Source organism: Runella limosa DSM 17973 (genome assembly GCF_000482465.1).
GTDB lineage: Bacteria > Bacteroidota > Bacteroidia > Cytophagales > Spirosomataceae > Runella > Runella limosa.
On record NZ_KI519420.1, the window covers coordinates 420,029 to 443,401 of the forward strand.

General features: G+C 46.2%; 17 protein-coding genes. 7 read left to right on the plus strand and 10 right to left on the minus strand.

Annotated elements, in window-relative coordinates:
* The first annotated feature begins 34 nt into the window (after positions 1–34).
* The 4 genes from K339_RS0111690 (at position 35) to K339_RS0111710 (ending at position 7,711) form a co-directional block, all read left to right on the plus strand.
* Positions 35–1,873: an exo-alpha-sialidase gene (locus K339_RS0111690; RefSeq protein ID WP_157607567.1), complete on the plus strand. Its 1,839-nt coding sequence runs from the start codon at positions 35–37 to the stop codon at positions 1,871–1,873.
* A gap of 71 nt (positions 1,874–1,944) precedes the next feature.
* On the plus strand, positions 1,945–4,671 hold the full coding sequence (locus K339_RS0111695) for an alpha-d-galacturonidase (protein WP_028523735.1): 2,727 nt from the start codon (positions 1,945–1,947) through the stop codon (positions 4,669–4,671).
* Positions 4,672–4,732: 61 nt separating this feature from the next.
* The gene (locus tag K339_RS0111700) at positions 4,733–6,415 is read left to right on the plus strand and encodes an MGH1-like glycoside hydrolase domain-containing protein (protein WP_229598728.1); all 1,683 of its coding nucleotides are present in this window, start codon (positions 4,733–4,735) and stop codon (positions 6,413–6,415) included.
* Positions 6,416–6,595: 180 nt separating this feature from the next.
* Positions 6,596–7,711, plus strand: a complete 1,116-nt coding sequence (locus K339_RS0111710; RefSeq protein WP_028523738.1) for a lactonase family protein — start codon at positions 6,596–6,598, stop codon at positions 7,709–7,711.
* 31 nt (positions 7,712–7,742) lie between these two features.
* On the opposite strand, the gene K339_RS33495 is transcribed toward K339_RS0111710, so the two are convergent.
* Positions 7,743–8,327, minus strand: a complete 585-nt coding sequence (locus K339_RS33495) for a hypothetical protein (RefSeq protein WP_051397969.1) — start codon at positions 8,325–8,327, stop codon at positions 7,743–7,745.
* Between the two features lie 213 nt (positions 8,328–8,540).
* Here K339_RS33495 and K339_RS0111720 point away from each other — a divergent pair, with 213 nt between their 5' ends.
* Complete coding sequence (locus tag K339_RS0111720; RefSeq protein WP_028523739.1) at positions 8,541–9,797, plus strand: DUF2264 domain-containing protein; 1,257 nt, start codon at positions 8,541–8,543, stop codon at positions 9,795–9,797.
* 36 nt (positions 9,798–9,833) lie between these two features.
* On the plus strand, positions 9,834–10,466 hold the full coding sequence (locus K339_RS0111725; RefSeq protein ID WP_229598729.1) for a carbohydrate-binding family 9-like protein: 633 nt from the start codon (positions 9,834–9,836) through the stop codon (positions 10,464–10,466).
* Positions 10,467–10,541: 75 nt separating this feature from the next.
* On the opposite strand, the gene K339_RS0111730 is transcribed toward K339_RS0111725, so the two are convergent.
* The 8 genes from K339_RS0111730 to K339_RS0111765 all read right to left on the minus strand — a co-directional run bounded on the left by K339_RS0111730 (position 10,542) and on the right by K339_RS0111765 (position 19,765).
* Positions 10,542–10,967: a nuclear transport factor 2 family protein gene (locus K339_RS0111730; RefSeq protein ID WP_028523741.1), complete on the minus strand. Its 426-nt coding sequence runs from the start codon at positions 10,965–10,967 to the stop codon at positions 10,542–10,544.
* A gap of 2 nt (positions 10,968–10,969) precedes the next feature.
* A complete protein-coding gene (locus tag K339_RS0111735) occupies positions 10,970–12,265 on the minus strand; it encodes an MFS transporter (RefSeq protein ID WP_028523742.1) in 1,296 nt (431 codons plus the stop codon).
* Positions 12,266–12,319: 54 nt separating this feature from the next.
* Positions 12,320–12,985, minus strand: a complete 666-nt coding sequence (locus K339_RS0111740) for a bifunctional 4-hydroxy-2-oxoglutarate aldolase/2-dehydro-3-deoxy-phosphogluconate aldolase (protein WP_028523743.1) — start codon at positions 12,983–12,985, stop codon at positions 12,320–12,322.
* Between the two features lie 276 nt (positions 12,986–13,261).
* A complete protein-coding gene (locus K339_RS0111745) occupies positions 13,262–14,332 on the minus strand; it encodes a sugar kinase (RefSeq protein WP_037300211.1) in 1,071 nt (356 codons plus the stop codon).
* 101 nt (positions 14,333–14,433) lie between these two features.
* Entirely contained in the window at positions 14,434–15,858 is a 1,425-nt protein-coding gene (uxaC, locus tag K339_RS0111750) for a glucuronate isomerase (RefSeq protein ID WP_028523745.1), read from the minus strand.
* 21 nt (positions 15,859–15,879) lie between these two features.
* Positions 15,880–17,427, minus strand: a complete 1,548-nt coding sequence (locus tag K339_RS0111755) for a tagaturonate reductase (RefSeq protein WP_028523746.1) — start codon at positions 17,425–17,427, stop codon at positions 15,880–15,882.
* Between the two features lie 3 nt (positions 17,428–17,430).
* On the minus strand, positions 17,431–19,344 hold the full coding sequence (locus tag K339_RS0111760; protein ID WP_028523747.1) for a glycoside hydrolase family 88 protein: 1,914 nt from the start codon (positions 19,342–19,344) through the stop codon (positions 17,431–17,433).
* Positions 19,345–19,411: 67 nt separating this feature from the next.
* Entirely contained in the window at positions 19,412–19,765 is a 354-nt protein-coding gene (locus K339_RS0111765; protein ID WP_229598730.1) for a cupin domain-containing protein, read from the minus strand.
* A 333-nt stretch (positions 19,766–20,098) separates the two neighbouring features.
* Between K339_RS0111765 and K339_RS0111770 the strand changes: the two genes are divergently transcribed.
* A complete protein-coding gene (locus K339_RS0111770) occupies positions 20,099–21,022 on the plus strand; it encodes an AEC family transporter (RefSeq protein ID WP_028523749.1) in 924 nt (307 codons plus the stop codon).
* Between the two features lie 127 nt (positions 21,023–21,149).
* Here K339_RS0111770 and K339_RS0111775 read toward each other — a convergent pair whose 3' ends face one another.
* Complete coding sequence (locus K339_RS0111775; RefSeq protein WP_028523750.1) at positions 21,150–23,357, minus strand: B12-binding domain-containing radical SAM protein; 2,208 nt, start codon at positions 23,355–23,357, stop codon at positions 21,150–21,152.
* Between the last annotated feature and the right edge of the window lie 16 nt (positions 23,358–23,373).

Sequence of the window (23,373 nt, forward strand, 5' to 3'; positions counted from 1 at the left end):
AGAAGGGCTTTAGCCCTGACTAATTTTGGTACAAATGAAGCACAAACACCATTCCCTTTTTCTGCTGACTTGGCTAATTGGTACAGTTGTCCAAGCCCAAGACACTATTCGTTATGTAGGTAAAACGCTTTCCAACGTGGACTATCACCACGGGCAATTAAGTCCTGCGGTGGGGGTTCATAACATTCAGGTATTCAGGGCCGACCGCGAAAATAAAAGCGGAACGGCGTTGGATTGGACCTACAACCATGCCCCAATGCTCGTATATTGGAATAATACCTTCTACTTGCATTATTTAAGCAACCCCGTGGGAGAGCACGTTCCGCCTGGGGCTACCCTTATTTCTTCCTCCAAAGACGGCTACCAATGGACAACCCCTACGGTGCTTTTTCCTACGTATCGTATTCCTGACGGCTGGACAAAACAAGGGTATGCAGGCGTTGCCAAAAACTTAGATGCGGTCATGCACCAACGCATGGGCTTTTTTGTGTCGAAGAAAAATCGCTTGCTGACGTTGGCGTATTATGGAATTGCCTTGGATGCCAAAGATGACCCGAATGATGGGAAAGGAATTGGGCGAGTGGTGCGTGAAATCCATCCCGATGGGCGGTTTGGGCCTATTTATTTTATTCGTCACAATGCTACTTGGGACAAGTCGAAATCGGCTTATCCCTTTTATACTACGTCCAACGATGCTGGTTTTGTGGACGCTTGCAATGAGTTATTGGCCAATCCGCTCATGATGCAGCAGTGGCTCGAAGAAGCCGACCGCGATGACCCTCTCGTACCGTTGAAGCACGAATTGAAGGCGTTTAGCTATTATCATTTACCAAACGGAAACGTCGTTGGTTTGTGGAAACACGCCTTGACGTCGGTAAGTAAGGACAACGGCAAAACGTGGTTGTATGCGCCATTGCGAGCACCAGGTTTTATCAATAGTAACGCCAAAATTTGGGGACAACGCACCTCCGACGGTCGCTATGCCACGGTGTATAACCCCGCTGAGTTTCGTTGGCCGTTAGCGGTGTCGGTCAGTAGAGACGGTCTTACCTACGATAACCTTTTGTTGGTCAATGGCGAAATTACGTCCATGCGTTACGGAGGAAATTACAAATCGTACGGGCCTCAATACGTTCGGGGAATAGAAGAAGGAAATGGTATGCCACCCGATAAAAACCTGTGGGTAACGTACAGCATGAACAAAGAAGATATTTGGGTGTCAAAAATTCTCGTTCCCATCACTGACGAAGTAAAAACGCACGTGAATGAGGTATTTAACGATTTGCCTTCGGGACAAGAACTCAACTATTGGAACATTTATAACCCATTGCGCGCTTCGGTGAAAATCGAAAAAGCAGCCGATGGTGCCAAAAACTTGGTGCTACGCGACAGCGACGCGTTCGACTACGCCAAAGCCGAACGTATTATTCCTGAGAGTAAAAAAGTGGTGGTTACGTTTACGGTTGTTCCCCAACAAACCGACAAAGGACGACTCCACATTGAGTTGCAAGACGCGAAAGGCAGCGCTGCCACGCGGCTCATTTTCGATGCAGACGGCGAATTAAAAGCCAAAGTCGGCTATCGCAATTCGGGCATTATGAAGTACGAAGCGGGGAAGCCGTATGAAATTCGGCTGGAGTTGGACCAAAGTAAACGAATTTTTAATGTGTTTGTGAACGGTCAAAGCAAGGGGGCAAAAGTCTTTTTTGCTCCTGTGGCCTCGTTCAAACGAGTCGTTTTCCGCACGGGTGAAGTCCGCCGTTTCCCCGATGCCGATACGCCCACTGACCAAAACTACGACTTGCCTAACAGCAGCGCCGTGGAGGCGGAAGCCGTGTTTGTGATAAAATCATTGAAAACGGCGAATAATTGATGTTTTTGCCATACTCCGTGATACTCTGTGTCTAACTCTGTGAACCTCAGTGTTCCAAAAAATACAAATTCATGAGAAAACAACCATTTTATTGGCTATGTCTTATTCTGTTTTCGGCTAGGGCTGTCTTTTCCCAACAAACCGTCAACATCTGGGCAACTGATCCAAACGTACGAGTAAATTTTGGGGTAGAAAAGCTAAAAACGGCCTTAAGCGTTGCTGGTTATAAAGTCACTTTGAACAAAAGTATCGCTAAAAATGGCTATCAAATTGTGGTGGGTTTGGCTACTGACCCAACCTTCCAAAAACTGATGCTTGGCCAAAAGGTAACGCTTGCAGCGAGCTCTTCAAAGGAAAGTTTTGAACTCCTCAAGCAGCCTAATTCTCCGTTGTTTATTGCGGGAGCAGATGCTTCGGGGGCTTTGTACGGGTGTTTAGAATTAACGGAGCAACTCAAGAAAAACCAACGTTTACCCCAACAACTTTCACTCAAAGATCAGCCAGAGATGGTACTGCGCGGTACGTGTATTGGTATTCAAAAGCCCGTCTATTTGCCTGGCCGTGAGGTGTATGAATACCCTTATACCTCCGAGACGTTCCCGTGGTTGTACGACAAAGCGCAGTGGATAAGGTACTTAGATATGATGGTAGAAAACCGTTACAACTCGCTCTATTTATGGAACGGCCACCCCTTCGCTTCGTTGGTGAAACTGAAAGATTACCCATACGCAGTGGAAGTAGATGAGGTGACTTTTCGCAAAAATGAAGAGATTTTTCGCTTCCTCACCACCGAGGCCGATAAGCGGGGAATTTGGGTGATTCAGATGTTTTATAATATCATTGTTTCTAAACCTTTTGCCGAAAAACACGGCATTAAAACCCAAGACCGCAACCGCCCGATTGTACCGCTCATTGCCGATTATACCCGTAAGTCGATTGCGGCTTTTGTCGAAAAATACCCCAACGTCGGGTTGCTGATTACCCTCGGGGAAGCCATGGAGGGACAGGGACAAGACGATGTAGATTGGTTTACCAAAACCATTATTCCAGGCGTGCAAGATGGACTTAAAGCTTTGGGAAAAACGACCGAGCCGCCAATCGTGCTCCGTGCGCACGATACCGATGCCCCTCGGGTGATGAAAGCGGCGTTGCCTTTGTACAAAAACCTTTACACCATGGCTAAGTACAACGGCGAAGCGCTAACGACCTACACGCCTCGTGGCAAATGGGCGGATTTGCACCGTAGCCTAAGTCGAATCGGAACGGTACACGTCGAAAATGTGCATATTTTGGCCAATTTGGAGCCTTTTCGCTACGGCTCGGCTGATTTTATTCAAAAATCGGTACAAGCCATGCACAATGTCTATGAAGCCAATGGCCTTCACTTGTATCCCCAAGCCTCGTACTGGGATTGGCCTTACACGGCGGATAAAGCCGAAAAACGTCTTTTTCAATTGGATCGCGATTGGATTTGGTACAAAACGTGGGCGCGCTACGCGTGGAATTCAAAACGGGAGCGCCCCGCCGAAATCAATTATTGGGGCAATCAATTGGCGGAAAAATACGGCTTACCGCTCGACAAAGGCAAAGACGTGTTGGAAGCCTACGAACAAACGGGAGAAATTTCCCCTAAACTCCTTCGCCGATACGGAATCACGGACGGAAATCGCCAAACCCTCACGCTAGGTATGTTGATGACGCAGCTTATCAACCCGTTTCGATACGGCCTTTTTACGTTGATGTACGAGTCGGAAGCGCCTGAAGGTGAAATGATTATTGAGTACGCTGAAAAAGAATGGAATCGACAGCCTCACGTTGGCGAAACGCCAGTTATCGTGGCCGACGAGGTGGTCGTACACGGCCAAAAAGCCGTAGAGGCGATTGAACGCGCGGCCGCCAGCGTGACCCAAAACAAAGAAGAGTTTGGTCGCCTTCGCAACGACATACATTGTCAAGACGCCATGGCTAATTTTTATGCCGAAAAAGCGCGGGCAGCACTGGCAACGTTACGCTTTAAGTACTCAAACGATGTCCGTGATTTGGAAAAGGCACTGCCGCATTTGGAGAAAAGCGTAAGTCATTATGCCAAGCTCGTTGCCTTGACCAAAGATACCTATTTGTATGCCAACAGTATGCAAACGCAGCAACGCAAAATTCCGATGCGCGGGTTTGAGGGTGCGTACAAAACGTGGACAGAAATGCTACCCGTTTATGAAAAAGAGTTGAAAACGTTCAAGCATAAAATTGATTCGCTCAAAACCCATAGTTCACAGACTACCAAGCAATTGGTGATATTACAGCCCGCCGAAGTGACCTTGCAGAGTCCGCAAGCAGCGTGGTTTTCGACCGTAAAAGGACAAGCCGTTTTTAGTGATACGGCGGCGGTGATTAGCGGAATTGCGCCCGAATTACAGGCGTTGAAAGGAATTAAGTTAGCTAAAAATCAATTACAATCGCAACGTACAACCTTGACTTTCACGACGCAAGAGCCCGTGAAGTTGTTGGTTGGTTTTTTCAACGAAAAGAAAGCCAATTATTTACCTACTCCCGAGTTAGAAACCGACGCCAGCGCCAACGACTACGGGCAAGCCGAAATTAAAATCTCAAATGCTGTTTTGGTCAACGGTTTTCCACCTGCCAATGTCCACGCGTACTCGTTTGGAGCGGGTACCCATACCCTGAATTTGGGGAAAGGGGCGTGCCTCATTTTAGGTTTTGTGAAAGGCAACCAAACCATCCCCATTTTCGACGCAGGTATGGCGGGTAATAAGAAGAATATTGATTGGTTGTTTGAGTAAATAGCCTAAAATGAAAAAAATAGCTGATTTGAAAATGACTAAATAGTCACTTAAAATTGATATGATGATTGTTGAAAAATACTGTTATTCTGAGAGTTCTGGTAGCCAACCTCACCCTAAATCCCTCCGCAGCGGCGGCCGCTCCTTTCAGGCGAGGGACTTTTTGGCCTCCCTTCTCCAGAAAGGAGAAGGGTCGGGGATGAGGTTGACTATCGGCCGACTTTCGCTCCTTGCCCTCCTCTTGTCCTTTCAAGGCTTGGCTCAAAAAGCAACGTTTTTAACCACCGATCAACTCAAAAAAGACGTCGCGTATTTTAACTCCATCGACGACGAAGCGGTGAAAAACTACGTCACCAACGAGCAAACGTTTGCGTGGCTTTCAGACAATATCCCCCTTTTTGATTGCCCCGATTCCGTCATTCGTACCGTCTATAATTACCGTTGGTGGTCGTTTCGAAAGCACTTAAAGCAAACGCCTGAAGGCTTTATTTTTACCGAATTTATCACCAAAGTCAACCATGCGGGTAAATACAACGCCATTAGCAGCGCCTTGGGACATCATATTTACGAAGGGCGCTGGTTGCATAATCCGCAGTTTATCAACGATTACATTTCGTTTTGGCTGTACGTTGACCCCAAACATACCGCGCAGCGCTTCCATGCTTTTAGTAGTTGGGTGGACGACGCGGTCTATGGTCGGTACTTGGTAAACTTAGATAAAGCTTTTGTGCAAAAAACATTGCTCGACTTAGAAGCTGATTACCGTAAATGGGAAACGGAAAAAATGCTCCCAACGCAGCTTTTCTGGCAATTTGATGTTCGCGATGCGATGGAGGAGTCGATAAGTGGCTCGCGAAAAGAAAAAAATGTGCGCCCGACCATCAACAGCTATATGTACGGCAATGCCCTAGCGTTATCGCGCATGGCGGCGATTGTGGGCAACGATACCCTTCGTCAAAAATACCAACAAAAAGCCGAAACGCTCAGACGTTTGGTACACGAAAACCTGTGGGATGAGTCGGCGTCATTTTTTAAGGTAAGGCATGAAAATGGTAGCCTCGACAACGCCCGCGAAGCCATTGGGTTTATCCCTTGGTATTTCAACCTCCCCGACGATGCCCCAAAATACGCCCGACAGTGGGAACAACTTACCGATACGACGGGGTTTCGAGCCCCTTGGGGATTGACGACCGCCGAGCGTCGTCACCCACTTTTTCGTACGCACGGCTCGGGACATGGCTGCGAATGGGACGGCCCTGTTTGGCCTTTTGCGACGACCCAAACGCTCCGAGCGCTATCAAATTTGCTTAATAATTACAAGAACCACGGGAGCATGACGCCGCAGGTATTTTACGACGAGCTTCACCGTTATGCACGTTCCCACCAAATGAATGGCAAGTTGTATCTCGGTGAATACCAAGACGAAAAAAATGGCCGCTGGCTCAAAGGCGACGACCCGCGAAGTAAATTTTACAACCATTCTGGTTACGCCGATTTGATTATAAGCGATTTGGTAGGGCTCAAACCCCGCGCCGATGATGTTTTAGAGGTTCGCCCATTAGTACCTCAAAATCAATGGGATTGGTTTTGTTTGGATAAGATACTGTACCACGGGAAAAGTGTGACAGTCCTTTGGGATAAAACGGGCAAACATTACAAAAAAGGCAAAGGTTTGCGCGTATTTGTGGATGGGAAAGAAATAGGCCGCGCCAAAAAATTAGAACCGATAAAGCTCAAACTTTAGCACGCCCCGCGCGCGCAGCTCGCCCCGATTTCCAATCGGGGCGAAACACGGCCCAGCGTCTCCGACGCTTTTTTGATGCAAGAGTGCCAGAAACGAAAAAGGGGTAAGAAATACATCCAAAATCCTTTAAAAAGCGAACTCTTATCGAGCTCGCTTTTTACTTTTATAAAAATAGACATAATGAAACGAATCAACATTTTACTGGTTGGCTTACTGGCAATACTTAACGTTTGTGCATGGGGACAAAACGCCGATATGTATCTTCTCATTGGTACTTACACGTCCAAAACCAGCGAAGGGATTTATGTGTATAAATTCAATACCCAAACGGGTGATTTTAGCCCAGTAAGTATCGCAAAAGGTGTAAAAAATCCCTCCTTTTTGGCGATTTCGCCCGATAAACGTTTTGTGTATTCGGTCGCGGAAGTAAATGGCGGAGCGGTTAATGCGTACTCATTCGATAAAAATACAGGAACATTGGCGTTTCTCAATACCCAATCGGCGGGAGGAAATGGCCCGTGTCACGTGGCAACTGATAAAAAAGGAAAATGGGTAATGGTGGGTAATTATGGCGGTGGTAGTTTGAGTATTTTGCCCGTACAAGCCGACGGCTCGCTTGGGGTGGCTACCCAGACCATTCAGCACGAAGGAAAAAGCGTGAATGCGGCACGTCAAGAAAAAGCGCACGTCCATTCCATCAATGTCGCGCCTAATAATGTCGATGTGTTTGTCCCTGATTTAGGCATGGACAAAATTATGACCTACACCCTCGACACCAAAGCAGGGCACCTTTTGCCTGGAAATCCTGCGTTTACGGCGGCTACTCCAGGGGCGGGACCACGCCACTTTACGTTTCATCCCAACGGCAAATGGGCCTATGTCATCAACGAACTGGACGCGACGATGACAAGTTTTGAATATAAAAAAGGAAAATTAACCCCCGTACAAACGGTGACGACGCTCCCCAGTGGCTACACGGGACGTATGTGGTGTGCTGATATTCATGTTTCGCCCGATGGTAAGTTTTTATACGGCTCTAACCGCGCCCAAGAAAGCTTAGTCATTTATAGCATTGCCCCAAAAACAGGTGCACTTACTTACGTTGGCAACCAAGATGTGCTCGGAAAAACGCCCCGCAATTTTATGATTGATCCTACGGGAAAATGGGTACTTGTGGCGAATCAAGATACCGATAACGTCGTGATTTTTAGTCGGGATACCAAAACAGGAAAATTGACGCCTACTGGCAAAGAAATCAAGGTCTCAATGCCTGTGTGTTTGAAAGTGCTGGAGTAAGAAGGGTGGATAATGTATGTTTGTTATGATTTTATTGGCGACTATACCAAGTAAGCCACCCAAATACTCCTAGAATTTTGGATAGCTCAGTAATACTAAAAATAGTGGGGTCGGTGAAGGCAATCTTCTGATCTAATTTTAAAAAAATCCACTCTAGCCCTGTTGAAACACATCCATACACAATATCGTCGTTACCGTTGAGTTGTTGAGCGGCATACATTTCAGCTACGCATTGTGGAATTCCGCTAAGCAAATCTTGTTTTTTTGCTTCTACCAATACTAAATAGCCTCCTTTGGGTTCAAATGAATTTCCTTTGGTTATTAAAAAATCGCATATTCCAACAAGTGTATCCGTAGCTAGAGGCTCGCCTGAAAAAACCGTAATTGGCTCTTTCGATATTTCTTCTACGGCCATCAAAACAGGAGCGATGAGGGATTCTGAAGTTGCTTTTTCAGTACGAATGGAGACTAACCTTTTTCGTCTTGATTCTGTAATGTGTAATAGCCAGGTTGGTATATCAATTTCTGCCACTTGAGGTAGAAATGTTTGCGGATAAATCTTAATCCCAAACATTTCTTCTAAATCGGTGGTGGTTACTTGGCTAAACGATTTCATCACTGTGCTGTTTTTAACAAAACTATATTATACTCAACACAAAACCTATTGTATAAAAACTCTATTTTTGTTTTGTTGTTGCTACGTTTAGCTCAATCACCATTTTATCCCACAGTAAGTAGCTTGGATTTGATATATTTAAGGTGATGTCTATTTAAAAAATGCCTTAAATATCGTAAGAGAGTGTTTCAATAATCAATTTTTCCCCCACTAATGAACCGAAGAAATTTCCTCCATACCAACGCAGCTTTGGGGTGGGGGGTGCTGAATTGGCAAAAGCCATCGCAACCTGCTGCCGAAAACGTACGCCTGTACTGGGCCAAGCTTTTGTACAAAATCGCCGAGCCTGTTCTGAAAAACTTGAGCCAACATACACTGGTCAAAAATTGGAAAGTGGAGTTTAGCCCTACGTGGGACAACCGCAATGCTAAAGTCGCGTACTTGGAGGCTTTTGGGCGTACTATCGTGGGCGTGGCGCCTTGGTTGGCGTTGCCCGATGACGATACCGAAGAAGGTACATTGCGCAAAAAACTCAAACAATATGCCCTCAAGAGCATCGAAAACAGCGTCAATCCCGATTCGCCCGACTACATGCTTTGGCGAAAAGAAGGCCAAACGCTCGTGGACGCGGCCTTTTTAGCGCAGGCGTTTCTCAAAGCGCCCGATACCCTTTGGAAACCATTGGATGAGGTTACTAAAAAACGCGTGATTGAAGAGTTTACGTTGATGCGTCGGGTGGTTCCGCCCAATAACAATTGGGTGCTTTTTGCGGCTATTGTAGAAGCTTTCTTGTTGTCAATTGGTGAAAATACCGACCGCTACCGCATTGAGTTTGGCGTGCGTAAAATCGAAGAATGGTACGTAGGCGATGGGTGGTTTAAAGACGGCGAGGTGTTTCACATTGATTATTATAATTCATTTGTGATACAACCCATGCTAGTGGACGTACTGCAAACGTGGCTTGAAGTCAACAAGCGACAGTCGCCGTCGGGCAATCACCAAGTCCTGCAAGATAGATATACCAAAGCCGTAAAACGGATGCAGCGTCATGCCGATTTTTTGGAACGTTTAATCTCCCCCGAAGGTACTTTTCCTGCCTTCGGTCGTAGTATTACGTACCGAGTTGCTGCGTTTCAGTCGCTTACTCATGCGGCATTGATTCATCAGCTACCCGAAAACGTCACTCCGTCCCAAGCGCGTTGTGCCCTGACTGCCGTTATTAAGCGGATGTTTTCGCAAGAAGGGGTGTTCGACCAAGAAGGCTGGCTGACGCTGGGCTTTGCGGGGCATCAACCCACGATTGCCGATTCGTATTCCAATTCAGGAAGTATGTATCTGACTACGTTGGGATTTTTGCCGCTTGGCTTACCTGCGTCTGACCCTTTCTGGAGTGATGCCGATGCCGAATGGACGCAAAAGAAAGCATGGTCGGGCAAACCCTTTAAAAAAGACGGAGCCGTTAATTATTAGCCAATTATGTACAGTTTTCTACTATCGTTGTTTCTCATGAATCTTGCCAATCCTTCTGTTACATTAACTTCCCAGCAATGGTTGACGTTGCCCGAAACGCAATTCAAATACGCTACCGATGGTCGTACGGCTCCTCAGCCTACGCAAGTAAAACTTCGTTACGACGACAGGTATTTGTACATTGATTTTGAGTGCCAACAAAACCCTTTTTGGAAAGAAAATAGCTACCGAGGGCACAATACCGATATGTGGAATCAGGAAGTGTTTGAGTTGTTTATTGCCGAAGGAGAAGCCATTCCGACGCGGTATTTAGAATTAGAAATTAACCCTACTAATGCGCTTTTTGTGGGATGGATTGAAAACCCCACGAAAGAAGCCCCGCAAAATTTGGCGTTTGTGCCTTACGAAAAAGCAGGAATAAAGCACGAGGTAAAGACCGCAGGCGATACGTGGTCTGGCAAAATGCAGATTCCGTGGGAGCTGTTGGGAGGGAAAAAAGAAACGTATCGTCTCAATTTTTATCGTATCGTCTCGCTCCAATCGCACGCTAATGCTGACTGGAAATGCAGCCCTGCCGATTGTGCTTTTTTATGCTGGAGCCCAACCATGAGCGGCGCAACCCCGCGATTTCACCGCCCTGATTCTTTTGGGACATTACATTTGAAATAAAAAATAAAACCTCCCGAAAGTTTTACACTTTCGGGAGGTTGAAGTAGTCGGGTTGTGAGCAACCCGACTCACGTATTAAAGCTTAACCGCCTGACGCGCTAACAATTTCCACTGTCCTTTTTGTTTTTGCCAAACGAGCAGAATCGCAATGTTAGCGGTTCCTGCTTGCCCTTTATTGTTGGTTTTGGCAAAAAGCTTGTGACGAACGATGGCATTGTTTCCCACAATTTTGATGGTTTGTTCGCTCAGGTCAATAGTAACAAAGTCGGACTCGCCGCTGACAATAGCGCGGACAAATTCGGCCTTGTCTTCGACTTTTCCGCCCGAATGCCCATAGCTCAACTCTTCGGCAGCAAGGTTTTCGAGGGCAGTTTTATCAGCGTCAATCATCGCTTTTTTAAGCGCTTCAACGGCATTGGCTACTGCTACTTCATCTTTCGACTGGGCTTGCGTTGCCCACGAGCAAACGCTAAGAAAAAGCACAAAGATTACCTTTTTCATGATTACAATTCAACTGGTTTCATTTTTGGTACTAAGAAGTGCATAACCACCCAGGCCGTAAGGTAAGCCGCTCCGCAAATACAGAACATGATAAAGTAACCCGTTTGAATCTGACCAATTTTGGTGTAATAGACAAACATATTTTTCTGTACGAGCCAAGTCAATAAGATACCACCAAGGCCTCCAAACATCCCTCCGATACCAGTGACAGAACCCGTTGCTTTTTTAGGAAACATATCCGAAACCGTCGTAAAGATGTTGGCACTCCATGCTTGGTGCGCTGATGCTGCTATACCAATCACCAATACCGCCAACCACATATTGATTGAGCCCATATACTGAGAGAATAGTACAGGCAATACCAAAAATGCGTAGATAAGCATACTCGTTTTACGCGCTTTGAAGGTCGCCCATCCCTTGTTGATAAGATTCATTGGCAACCAACCTCCTGCAATACTGCCAATGCTACCAATGATATATACCATGGCCGAAGGCCAAATGATTTCGGTTTTTGAAAGGTGGTATTCTTTCATCAAGAAATCAGGCAACCAGAACAGATAGAACCACCATACAGGGTCAGTAAGGAATTTACCTAATGCAAATGCCCATGTCTGGCGGAAAGTGAGTAGCTTGAGCCAAGGTACTTTTTCTTGGGTAACAGGTTCTTCTCGATCGGAGTGAATATAATCGAACTCAGCTTTCGATAAACGTGCTTGTTTAGCAGGAATTTCGTAATAAATAAACCATAAAAACAACCAAACAAAACCAATGACCCCCGTAAGGATAAAGGCCCACTGCCATCCCCACGTTTCGGCAATCAATGGTACACTAAGCGGGACAATGATAGCTCCGATGTTGGTTCCAGAGTTGAAAATGCCCGTTGCTAATGCGCGTTCTTTTTTAGGGAACCATTCGGCAACGGCCTTGATGGCTGCGGGGAAGTTCCCTGCTTCAGTGACACCTAAAAAGATACGTGCGATAACAAAACCGCTTGTCCCGCCTGCAAAAGCGTGGGCAACGGCTGCGATACTCCAAAGCCCCGTAGCGATGGCATAGCCGAGTTTTGAGCCCATTTTATCAACAAAGCTACCCGCATAAAGCATCCCAACGGCATAAGCCAGTTTAAACGCCAATTCGATGTTGGCGTAGTCATTTACTTCTTGTTCGGGTGTCCATTGGAAAGCTTCGGCCAGATAGGGCTTAAGATAACTGATGACGTTTCGGTCGAGGTAGTTGACTGTCGTCGCAAAAAATACCAGCCCACAGATGGTCCAGCGATAGTTACCGATTTGTTTCATTTAGATCAAGGGTTTGGATTTCCCGTAATGTATCAGTTGGATGATGCCAACTTGCTACTTCGTAAGGGTTTGGTAATAACTAATTAGAGCACTTATCTTTTGAGTAATTTCTTCGAAATTGCCTGCTTCAACGACATTTTTTGGAAAAAGCTGCGAGCCGATTCCCACGGCGCTTACCCCTGCTCCAAACCATTCTTTGAGGCTTTCGGAGGTGGGTTCTACGCCGCCTGTTACCATTACTTTGGTGGCAGGCATGGGGCCTTTAAGTGCTTTTACAAAGCCAGAACCTACCACATTGCCAGGGAAAATCTTCACGATTTCGGCACCCAATACGGTGGCGTTATACACCTCCGAAATGGTCATCGCACCTGGCATCCAAGCAATGTTATGGGCTTTACAAACGTCGGCAACATCGGGAGACGTAACGGGTTGTACCAAAAAGTCAGCACCCGCTGCTATGAACTCTTCGGCTTGCTGCGCATTGAAAATCGTTCCAATACCTAAAGCCATTTCTGGGTAGTTTGTACTTATGTATTGGCGCAATACTTTGAAAACTTCTTTGGCTTTGTCGCCACGGTTGGTAAACTCAAACGCCCGAATTCCACCTTCATAACACGCTTTGATAATTTGGCAAGTTAGGGTGGCATCGGCATGATAAAACACTGGGACAATCGGAGCGACTGCCAAGGTCTGATAGACTTTTTGTGGTTCAAAGGCCATTTCTGAGGGGAAATTAATGGTTATGTATTTTCAAGCGGTTTAGTCAAATCATTTTTGAGGAGTTCAAAGTAGCCTCGGTAGAGGCGCAACATTTGTAATACTCAAGAGGTTTAGTCAAATAGTTTTTGAGGAATTCAAAGTAGCCTCGGTAGAGGCGCAACATTTGTAGTACTCAAGAGGTTTAGTCAAATAGTTTTTGAGGAATTCAAAGTAGCCTCGGTAGAGGCGCAACATTTGTAGTACTCAAGAGGTTTAGTCAAATAGTTTTTGAGGAGTTCAAAGTAGCCTCGGTAGAGGCGCAACATTTGTAGTACTTTGGAGGGTTTCGTGTACATCCTCTACGCGTTGTTGGGTGGCGTCGCCGTATTCTTGTAGTTTGCCAAAAGCAGCGGCCGCCGCAAAATCAATAATGTCTTGCGGAGCGTGATTTTGGCTTAATCCGTAAATCAGTCCACCCATAAAGCAGTCACCGCTGCCGACTTTATCCACTACTTTTTCGGTGGTAAATTCGGGGGAAACGTACTGTTGGCCGTCTTTGTAAAGGGTAGTGTAATACTCAATGCCTTGTCCAAAGGCGTCAAAACGAAACGTGTGAGCTACTACTTTGCATTTTGGATACGTTGCTTGAATGGCTTCGGCCGTCGTGATACTGTGTTCCAAGTATCTTTCTTGGGTATGTACCACTTCTACCGTCTTATCTACGGGGATGCCTAAGAGCGTGTTAGCAGCCCAAATATTTCCCATAATAACGTCGCAGTACTGCACCAGTTCGGGCATGATTTCTACGGGTTTTTTCCCGTATTGCCACAGTTTGGCGCGGTAATTGAGGTCCACCGAAATGGTCATTCCTTTGCGCGAAGCTACTTCCAAAGCCTCTTTACAGGCATCCGCTACGTCTTGGTTGAGGGCGGGGCTGATGGCACTAAAGTGGAACCAAGAGCAACCTTCAAAAATCTCTTCCCAATCTACTTTTCCAACGGCCAACTCCGAAAACGACGAAAACGCGCGGTCGTAAATCACACCCGCGTTTTTGAGGTCAGCGCCTTGCGGTAGATAATATGCCCCAATGCGGCTTCCAAAATGCCGAATACCCGCCGTATCAATTCCTTTTTGAGCGAGGTGCTCTTTGATTTCGACCGAAAGTTGGTTTTCGGGCATGATGGTACTGTACCGAACGGGAATGTTCCAATTGGCAAGGGCATTGGCCACATTTAGTTCGGCTCCACCTACAAACACAGGCATGCTGGCTCGTTTTATCCATTCGCCGTTAAACTGAGGCGAAAAGCGAAGGAGAACTTCTCCAAAGCAACAAATAGTCCCCAATCCTACGTTATTTTTGATGTCCATAGTGCTATACTTTTAGTACATAGGCGGTTGTGAGCAACCGCCTGCACGAAAAATGAAAACTTCGTGAATTTTAGTGCCTTGGTGGTTGAGAAAAAAAGGTTCTAAAATCCAAAGTATTGTTTTGCGTTATTGTAACAAATGTTCTGAACCACTTGACCAACCCATTCCATATCGCTGGGGATTTCGCCGTTTTCGATGTCATTTCCGAACATATTACACAAAATACGACGGAAATACTCGTGGCGAGGGAACGACAAGAACGAACGTGAGTCGGTGAGCATACCTACAAAGCGGCTCAACAAGCCCATGTTCGACAAGGCCGTAATTTGTTTTTCCATGCCGTCTTTTTGGTCTAAAAACCACCAACCAGAGCCAAACTGCACTTTACCCGCAATCGACCCGTCGTTGAAGTTTCCAATCATGGTCGCAATCACTTCGTTGTCGGCAGGATTAAGGTTATAAATAATGGTTTTTGCCAACTGGTCGTATTCGTCCAAACGTCCCAAAAATTTCGACAAAGCCATTGCTTGCGACCAGTCACCAATCGAATCCCAGCCCGTATCAGGCCCTAAAAGACGTAAAGCACGCGCGTTGTTGTTGCGAAGTGCTCCTAAGTGGAACTGTTGTGTCCAACCAAGCTCGTGGTACATCGTGCCCAAGAAGTGCAATATGGCCGATTGATATACCAAAATATCGTTTTGAGAAAGTGCTTGTCCTGCAAGTGCTTTCTGCAAAATACCATCGGCTGCTTCGGGGGTAAAGTCGGCTGCGTAGATTTGTTCTAGGCCGTGGTCAGACAATTTACAGCCCAGCGAAGCAAAGAAGTCGGCGCGCAAACGAAGCGCCTTGGTAAGGTCGTCGTAACGGTTGATTTCAAAACCAACGATAGCGCCCAATTTTTGGAGATAAGTAGCGAAGTTGGCGTTGCCAATCAAGATAAATTTATCAGGACGGAAAGCGGGACGCATAACCCCTCCCCAGCCCTCCCCTTTGATGGAGGGAGTTGTAGCTAATTGTTGGTGGTATTCCAACGTATCGAGTGGGTCGTCGGTGGTACATACCACTTCTACGTTCATTTTGCGGAGCAAGTTACGCACCGAATAATCAGGGGTGCGCAGTTTCTCTGAACATTCGTCGTAAATACGGCGGGCGCTTCTGGGGTTTAAAACTTCGTGAACGTCGAAATAGCGCTGCAACTCAAGGTGAGTCCAGTGATACAGTGGGTTACGAAGGGTATAAGGCACGGTTTCGGCCCATTTTTCAAACTTTTCGTAATCGGTGGCAGCGCCCGTACAATAGTTTTCATGGATACCATTGGTACGCATCGCTCGCCATTTGTAATGGTCGCCGTACAACCAAATTTGCGTTAGGTTTTCAAACGTTTTGTCGGCTACGATTTGGTCAGGAGGAAGGTGGTTATGATAATCAATGATAGGCATTTGCTTCGCAAACTCGTGGTAGAGTGTGCGTGCGCTATCGGTTTGGAGTAAAAAATCTTCGTCAAGAAATGTCTTAGTTACCAACATGTTAGTAAATGAGGATTAAATTTAGAGAATCTCGTTCGTTTCGGCTACCTGAGAGGGATGTCTTAGGAAAAAGCTTTCGAGGGAGTGTTTTACCCCATTGTCGAGCATATTTTCTAAATTATCCGTCACGTTTTGCGTAAAACCAGGTAAAAGAGAAAGGTCAGTATCCCAGAGCGATTTGTCTTGCAGCACTTTCTCTACCAATTCGGCCGTGTCGTATTGCTGCCATTTTTGGTAAAAATACTCCGCTTTTTCGTCTTGGATGGGGTACGGATTGCCATCGCGTTCGCCAAAATAGACAAAGCCTTCTTTGGCAACAGGTTTCATAAAATACAGATAGGCCGCAAACCCTAGCGCAAAATACTGAGGAACGCAGTCGAATATTTCGTAGTAACGGAGCAAGGTAGCTACGTTACGCATTTTCATTTTTGAGGTATAGTTGAGCGTAATGCTTAACCATTGATGGTTGAGGTGCGGATTGCGAAAACGGTCGATGACCTGCATTCCAAAGCGCTGCGGACGCTTGTCGTCCATTGGGTACGGAATGGCCAAGCCTAGTTCCGCAAGCATCAAATTACTGATGTAAGATGCCATAATTTCATCCTGCATGGCGCTGATAACCGTGTCGTGGCCTGCAAGGTAGGCTAGGCCGCAACTAAGGGTATGCGTTCCGTTGAGCAAGCGAAGTTTGAGTTCACGAAACAGGTTGATGTCGGGTTCAATAAAAATTCCGTCGTCGGTGGTGGCAAAAGAGAGGACTTGTTTTACGTGTTCGTCGCCTTCAATGGCCCACAAACGAAATACCTCACTCAACGTAATAAGCTTATCTTCGTAACCCAATTCATCGTAAAGAGCTTGGCAAGTATCAGCGTCGGGTTTTCCAGGAACAATGCGATCAACGAGCGAATTACAGAACTGATTGGCGTTTTCGAGCCAGTCAAAAAAGGCCGATTCTAGGCCGTTGCGGTGAGCTAATTCAATCACAATCGATTCCAATTTGGTTCCGTTATCGGGAATCAATTCGGTCGGAACAATCACTAAACCTGATTCTTTACTACCTCCAAAAGCCTTGAAGCGCGCGTACAAGAAGGCAAGTAGCTTGCCAGGAAAAGAAATAGGAGGTGTAGCTGAAATATCGTCTTGAACGAGTTGGATACCTACCTCGGTGGTATTGGAAAGAATGATTTGCAAGGCAGGGTTTTGGGCACAGTCAAGAATAGCTTGCCACTGCGACTTAGCAGACAACACGCGGCTAATAGCCGAACAGACAACGTTTTCTTCAATAAGCTCATTGTTCTCGATTCCTCGAATGCAAAGGGTGTACAAACCATCTTGTTCGTCGAAAGCTGCCGAATCGCCCGAGTCAGTTGATTTTACCACCACAATGCGACCATTGAATACGCCTTGGCGATTGGCTTTGTCAATCAAATAATCGGGTAAACCTCGGAGTAGAACTCCCGTTCCGAATTGCAATACTTTTTCGGGAAGTTCAAATATAGATGCCTCTGGTACGACCAAATGGGGGTATTGGCGAAGTTGAGGTAATGTGTTTATAGATAGATAGCTCATTTTTTATTTTTTTTGGTTCAATAACCAAGATGCTAAGTCTTTGGCGGCGGAGAAGTTTTCGTAGGTCATCGGAATGCGGCGACCGTCGGTATATTCGTTGTAAAGCCAAGGGTCACCCACGGCAAAAACCGTCCCTTTACCGACTTTCGACACGGCCATAATGACGTCACCTTTTTGCGTGACGAGTGCTTGAGCGGGAGCTGTTACTTCCAACGGAGATAACTCTTTGATATAAACGGCTTTGGTGTTTTTGAACACTGCATTCCCCGCAGGAATATCCACGCGTCCCTGTTCCCACTGCTGTCCTTGTACCATGTTGACGTTTTTGGGCAAAAACTGGAGCCCAAATTCTTTGGCCAAACGGCTGAAGTGAAGGTGTTCGCAGTTGGAGGTGTCATTAGACATCAGCACAAGCGTTCCGCCTGCTTTTACCCAAGCGCTAATGGCTTTGATGTCGGCATCTTGAACAAAATTTGGGGCAGCCGTTTCTTTCTTGGTGTCAGGATCAACGATGATATAGACGTTGACGTTTTTGAGGTTAGCAGCGGTTGGAGCGGCCGCAATGCTGGTGGTTTTGGCCCCTAAATCGCGAAAAATAGTTCCCCAAAGCCAAAAACCTGAGTGTTGGCGATCTTCCCACGTGTAGTGGAATTGTTCTTGGTTGCCATTGTGGTCTTTTCTAAACTCACGGTTAAAATAATAATCCGCTGCCACCACTTTGCCTTTCCCTAGGCTGTTTTCTGCGGCAATTTCCATTTCTACGCTGGCAAAAATAAACGGCCCTACGCCTTTGAGATCGTTTTTACGGATTGGCTCACTCAAGTAATATTCATAAGTACCATTGCGGTAAGGAGACCCTCCCAAGCCACCCACGCTTACTGTTTTGTTGAGGCTGAGGGTGCCATTGGCTTCTTCTTCCACAAATTCTTTCAAGATACCCGCGTACCCTTTTTTGGCCGAAGCAAGGTAAGTGACAGGCAAATATCCCATGCGTACGCCTTTGGCAAGGGCATATACAAACATGCACGAAGCCGAAGCTTCAAAGTAGTTTCCCTTGCGTGTTCCCTGCGTAGTCATTTGGTACCACACGCCCGACTTGGCATCTTGGTATTTCACCAACGCAGGAGCAAGGCGTTGAAGGTATTTGATAAGATTGGCGTGTTCAGGATGGTTGGCGGGCATATAATCTAAGACATCGACCAATGCCATGGCGTACCAGCCAATCGCTCTGCTCCAAAAGTGAGGTGAAAGACCCGTTTTTGGGTCTGCCCATTTTTGCTCTTTACTTTCGTCGTAAGCGTGGTAAACCAAACCTGTTTTGGGGTCAACGGCGTATTTTTCGATAAGAGCAAACTGCTTCGCAATGTGGTCAAAATGCTCAGGATGGTTAAAAATAAGACTGTACTCAGCAGCAAAAGGCTCGGCCATGAAGAGACCGTCGAGCCACATTTGATACGGGTAACGTTTTTTGTGCCAAAATCCACCTTCTTTGGTTTGGGGTTGGTTTTCAATCTGTTTCCAAAGCAAATCGGCGGCTTTGCGGTACTTGTCTTTGTCGGGTTGTGTTTGTTGGTACAAGGTCAATAAAGCACGACCCGTTGGGATATTATCAAGGTTAAAATCATCGTATTTGTAGGTGCGGATGGAGCCGTCTTTTTGAACATAGCGATCCATATCGCGGCGCACGTACTCGTAGTATTTGCCGTTGCCTGTCCGATTCCATACTTTTTCGATGGCTTTGTACATCAAGCCCTGCTCATAATCCCAACTGGCAGGTTTGTTTTCTTTGACCATGATGGAGTCTTTGTGCCAAGTCATAAAGGACTCAGCCATGCGTACCGAATAGGGCGCTTTTTGGGCGGTAGCTGTGTAGGCCACCAACATACCTACGATGAGATGTAGAAGAACGCGTTTCATATTGATAGTTAAAAAATGGAGGCTAAAAGTAATGACTGTTTGTGGTAATGCTTTCCTGTACCTTAGGCTACAAAAAATCTTCGCGGAGCGGGTTAAATACGTCGATGAGTACACCTTCTTCGTGACATACCGCACCATGTAATACATTGGAAGGTACAAAATAGACATCTCCTGCTTGGAGCAAACGACGCTCGTCTCCAATCGTCACCTCAAAAGCCCCACTGGCTACGTAGCTGATTTGCAAATGAGGATGCTTGTGCATAGTACCTATTCCTCCCTGTAAAAAGGCTACTTTGACCAACATTAATTCGTTGGAGAAGGACATGATTTTACGTTGGATTTTATCGTCAACTTTTTCCCAAGGGATGTCACCGTCGGCCACCAAGGCTTTCTCGAATGCAGGATGAATAGATGAGTTCAAAATTGTATTTTTTAGCTATGAATGTGTTGGCTTTGACTACCAATGCTGTAGTTTGGTAGGATTGAGTTTATTTTTAATTATGGAGTAAATCAACGATTTGCGCCGATATTTTTACGCAATCGTTACCGATAACGTTTGCAAAATTGTACTTAACAAAAAATAGATTGTAATCAGGCAAGAAAAGGCCATTTTTTGACGCTTTATCTCAATAAAAAGTACGCATAAAATATTGGCCTAAAAATTAGACTTTTCAAAGTTTTTGGTCGTCCTTCCAACGCACTTTTGTAGTTTTGCATTCGTAGTGATTCGCATTCTCTCTTCAACTCACCTCCGATGAATCAGACCAACAGTGTTTTTCTCATTACCCTTGGCATTGCTACCATGGGTTTTTTGATTAAAAAATTTGATTTTGTGACCGAAAAAGACGGAAAATCAATCTCTAAATTTCTGATGCACACGACGTTCCCCGCGTTGATGATTGTCAGCACGATTCGCATTGATTTTAAACCCGCCTTGTTTTTTAGCCCTTTGCTTTGCATTGCTTTGGGGTCGATAATGACACTTATTGGCTGGTTTTGGTTTTCGGGTTATTCCGACCGCATGAGAGGAATGCTGACGATGGCTTGCGGGGGGCTCAATGTGGGTTTGTTTGCCTTCCCAATTATTGAAGGAATTTGGGGAAGAGAAGGGTTGGTTTACGTGGCGATGTTTGACATTGGCAACACCATCATCACTTTCGGATTGGTCTATTCAGTAGGAAGCTACTTTGCCGTCAAGGAAGAAGGGGCGTCGGTAGAATTTAAAAAAGTGCTGAGAAAAGTACTCCAACTTCCGCCATTGCAGGCCATGTTTATTGGCCTAACTATCAACGCTCTCGACATCGAACTTCCGACCGTTGCCTACGATTTTTTGGATGTACTGGCCAAAGCCAACAAGCCGTTGGTGCTTTTGCTGATGGGGATTTATATGAGTTTTTCCCTCGAAAAGAGCCAAGTGTGGGCGGTGGTAAAGGTTCTGGCTATTCGGTATGGCTGTGGGCTATTGGCGGTTGTGTTGCTTTACACGTTTGTTCCTGAGCCTTCTATGTTTCGCAATGTGCTGATTGTCTGTGTAATTCTACCAATTGGAATGACGATTCTTCCTTTTGCCGACGAACTCAATTACGATTCTCGAATTGCGGGCGTACTGGTCAATGTCTCTTTGATTATCAGCTTCTTACTCATGTGGGGCCTCGTAGTAGGGCTAAATTTAGCCTAACTGCTCGCGCTCGCCCCGACGTCTCGTCGGGGCGAAATACGGCCCAGCGTCTCCGACGCCCTGAGAGCTCGTCCCGATGTCTCGTCGGGGCGAAACACGGCCCAGCGTCTCCGACGCCCCCTCTCTTTTATAAAATCAGCAATCCATTCTCACGAAGTTTCTTCCAAGTCTGCGTTTTGGAGAAAGCGCTAAAACTTCCCAATTGGGCTGTTTCAAACTCCGTTTGTAATTGTTGGTAAGCAAGTGGTTGTTCAAAAAGGTGAACCGCGATTTTAGGAAACAACTCCTCCAAAAAATGCGCCTGTTGGGCGGGGGTTTGAATACTCCAATCGTGTTTTTTGTCGAAAAAATGTAATTCCGCGAGTTCGACGACTTTTTTTCCTTGCTTTACCTCAAAATACTCCACGTTAGGGAGCTTCCCAAGCCAAACGACAAACGCATTTTTACGAACGCTATCTTCGTTTTGCGCCATTTGCCGCTGAATGTAATTCGATGGAATGGTCGTGTTTGGGGTTTTGGTAGTAAACCATTTCGAAAGAGGAATATCAAAGCCCACGCCGTGCATGTAATTAAACAGCGATTTGCGCAATCCTTCGCTGTACAAATCATGGTTGGCTCCTTTGGGGTCATCGTGGTACAAATCATTATCGGCAAAACCTCCGAAGTTAGGCCCAATGCGTTGCACGCCGAAAGCATCGGGCGCCAAACCCACGGGGCTGTGCGAGGTCATGGCAAAACGGTGCCAAAAACCAGATTGGAGAACGCCATTTTCGAACAATTGCCGCACCATTTCGAGCGAATCGATGGTTTCTTGGGCCGTTTGTGTCGGAAAACCATACATCAGGTACGCGTGTACCATGATGCCTGCCTGCGTAAAACCGTCGGCTACGCGTGCCACTTGCCCTACGGTTACGCCCTTTTTCATCATCGCCAACAAGCGGTCAGAAGCGACTTCTAAGCCGCCTGACATGGCAATGCAGCCCGAGGCTTTGAGTAATAAAGATAAATCGTGGGTGAAGTTTTTTTCAAAACGGATATTGGTCCACCAAACCACGGTTAGCTTGCGGCGAATGATTTCAATCGCTACGTCGCGAAGCAAAGCGGGCGGTGCGGCTTCGTCCACAAAATGAAAGCCATTTTGCTGGGTTTTGGCAATAATCTCCTCGATTCGGTCGCAAATCAACGCCGCCGTGAGGGGTTCATAGTTTTTGATATAATCCAGCGAAATGTCACAGAAAGAACATTTCCCCCAGTAGCAACCGTGGGCGAGGGTCAGTTTGTTCCAGCGCCCGTCGCTCCAAAGGCGGTGCATTGGATTGACGATTTCGATGACCGATAGGTAGTCCAGTAAAAATAAGTCGGAATAATCGGGCGTTCCAGTGTCTCGTTGCGCTACGTCTTTTTCGGAAGCACCGTTATAATAAACGACTTGGTTGTCGGTACGAGCAAAAGTGCGTTTGAGTGAAAATAAAGAGCGCTTTTCTTCTATATATTCGAGCAAGGTGCGTAAAGGGGCTTCGCCGTCGTCGAGGCACACAAAATCGAGGTAATCAAATACCCGTGGGTCAGAAAGTGAGCGTAATTCGGTGTTACAAAAGCCACCGCCCATCACGATTTTGACTTTTGGATAGTATTTTTTGAGGTATTGACCGCATTTTAGCGCTCCAAATAAATTGCCTGGAAAAGGAACACTCAAACAAACGACTGTGGGTTGGAATAAACACATTTTTTGTTCCAACAACTCATTCAGAAAAACCGTAATAAGCGTATCAGGCTTTTGTAATTCGTTGAGGAGTTCGTCAAAATGCGTGGCCGTGCGTCCTAAGCGTTCGGCGTAGCGGCTAAATCCAAAATGAGGGTCAATGGCCTCTTGCAGAAAATCGCCTAAATCTTCCAAGTAGAGAGTCGCCAAATGGCGGGCTTTATCCTGCGTACCCATGGTTCCAAACGCCCAATCGAGGTCTTCCACGTCTTTGAAGCGGGAAGCTTCAGGCAAATAAGCACGGTCGCAGATGCTGTGGGCGAGGGTAGGGTTTTTATTTTGTAAAAACGAAATAACGGGTTCAATGGTCGCGATGTATTCGTCGCGAAGGTGATAGATACGAAACGCGTTTTCGGTAAGCTCTATGTCATGCTCGGCTTTTTCGAGGGCATCGAAGAGTTGGGTTAACCCTTGGGCCGAAAACAATTTCAAAATGACCTCTATTCCTAAGTCTGCTTGATGAGAGTCCACCCCTAATGTATTGAGAAACCCCTTAATGTAGGCTGTAGCAGGATAGGGAGTATTCAGCTGAGTAAAAGGTGGCGTAAGCAATAAGACCTTTTGGGTAAACATAAGACTACGATAGGGA

What these genes read in the sequence shown, in the direction of transcription:
- K339_RS0111690 (WP_157607567.1), top strand. Translation starts at nt 35, where the DNA reads ATGAAGCACAAACACCATTCCCTTTTTCTGCTGACTTGGCTAATTGGT.
- K339_RS0111695 (WP_028523735.1), top strand. Translation starts at nt 1,945, where the DNA reads ATGAGAAAACAACCATTTTATTGGCTATGTCTTATTCTGTTTTCGGCT.
- K339_RS0111700 (WP_229598728.1), top strand. Translation starts at nt 4,733, where the DNA reads ATGATGATTGTTGAAAAATACTGTTATTCTGAGAGTTCTGGTAGCCAA.
- K339_RS0111710 (WP_028523738.1), top strand. Translation starts at nt 6,596, where the DNA reads ATGAAACGAATCAACATTTTACTGGTTGGCTTACTGGCAATACTTAAC.
- K339_RS33495 (WP_051397969.1), bottom strand. Translation starts at nt 8,327, where the DNA reads ATGAAATCGTTTAGCCAAGTAACCACCACCGATTTAGAAGAAATGTTT.
- K339_RS0111720 (WP_028523739.1), top strand. Translation starts at nt 8,541, where the DNA reads ATGAACCGAAGAAATTTCCTCCATACCAACGCAGCTTTGGGGTGGGGG.
- K339_RS0111725 (WP_229598729.1), top strand. Translation starts at nt 9,834, where the DNA reads ATGAATCTTGCCAATCCTTCTGTTACATTAACTTCCCAGCAATGGTTG.
- K339_RS0111730 (WP_028523741.1), bottom strand. Translation starts at nt 10,967, where the DNA reads ATGAAAAAGGTAATCTTTGTGCTTTTTCTTAGCGTTTGCTCGTGGGCA.
- K339_RS0111735 (WP_028523742.1), bottom strand. Translation starts at nt 12,265, where the DNA reads ATGAAACAAATCGGTAACTATCGCTGGACCATCTGTGGGCTGGTATTT.
- K339_RS0111740 (WP_028523743.1), bottom strand. Translation starts at nt 12,985, where the DNA reads ATGGCCTTTGAACCACAAAAAGTCTATCAGACCTTGGCAGTCGCTCCG.
- K339_RS0111745 (WP_037300211.1), bottom strand. Translation starts at nt 14,332, where the DNA reads ATGGACATCAAAAATAACGTAGGATTGGGGACTATTTGTTGCTTTGGA.
- uxaC (WP_028523745.1), bottom strand. Translation starts at nt 15,858, where the DNA reads ATGTTGGTAACTAAGACATTTCTTGACGAAGATTTTTTACTCCAAACC.
- K339_RS0111755 (WP_028523746.1), bottom strand. Translation starts at nt 17,427, where the DNA reads ATGAGCTATCTATCTATAAACACATTACCTCAACTTCGCCAATACCCC.
- K339_RS0111760 (WP_028523747.1), bottom strand. Translation starts at nt 19,344, where the DNA reads ATGAAACGCGTTCTTCTACATCTCATCGTAGGTATGTTGGTGGCCTAC.
- K339_RS0111770 (WP_028523749.1), top strand. Translation starts at nt 20,099, where the DNA reads ATGAATCAGACCAACAGTGTTTTTCTCATTACCCTTGGCATTGCTACC.
- K339_RS0111775 (WP_028523750.1), bottom strand. Translation starts at nt 23,357, where the DNA reads ATGTTTACCCAAAAGGTCTTATTGCTTACGCCACCTTTTACTCAGCTG.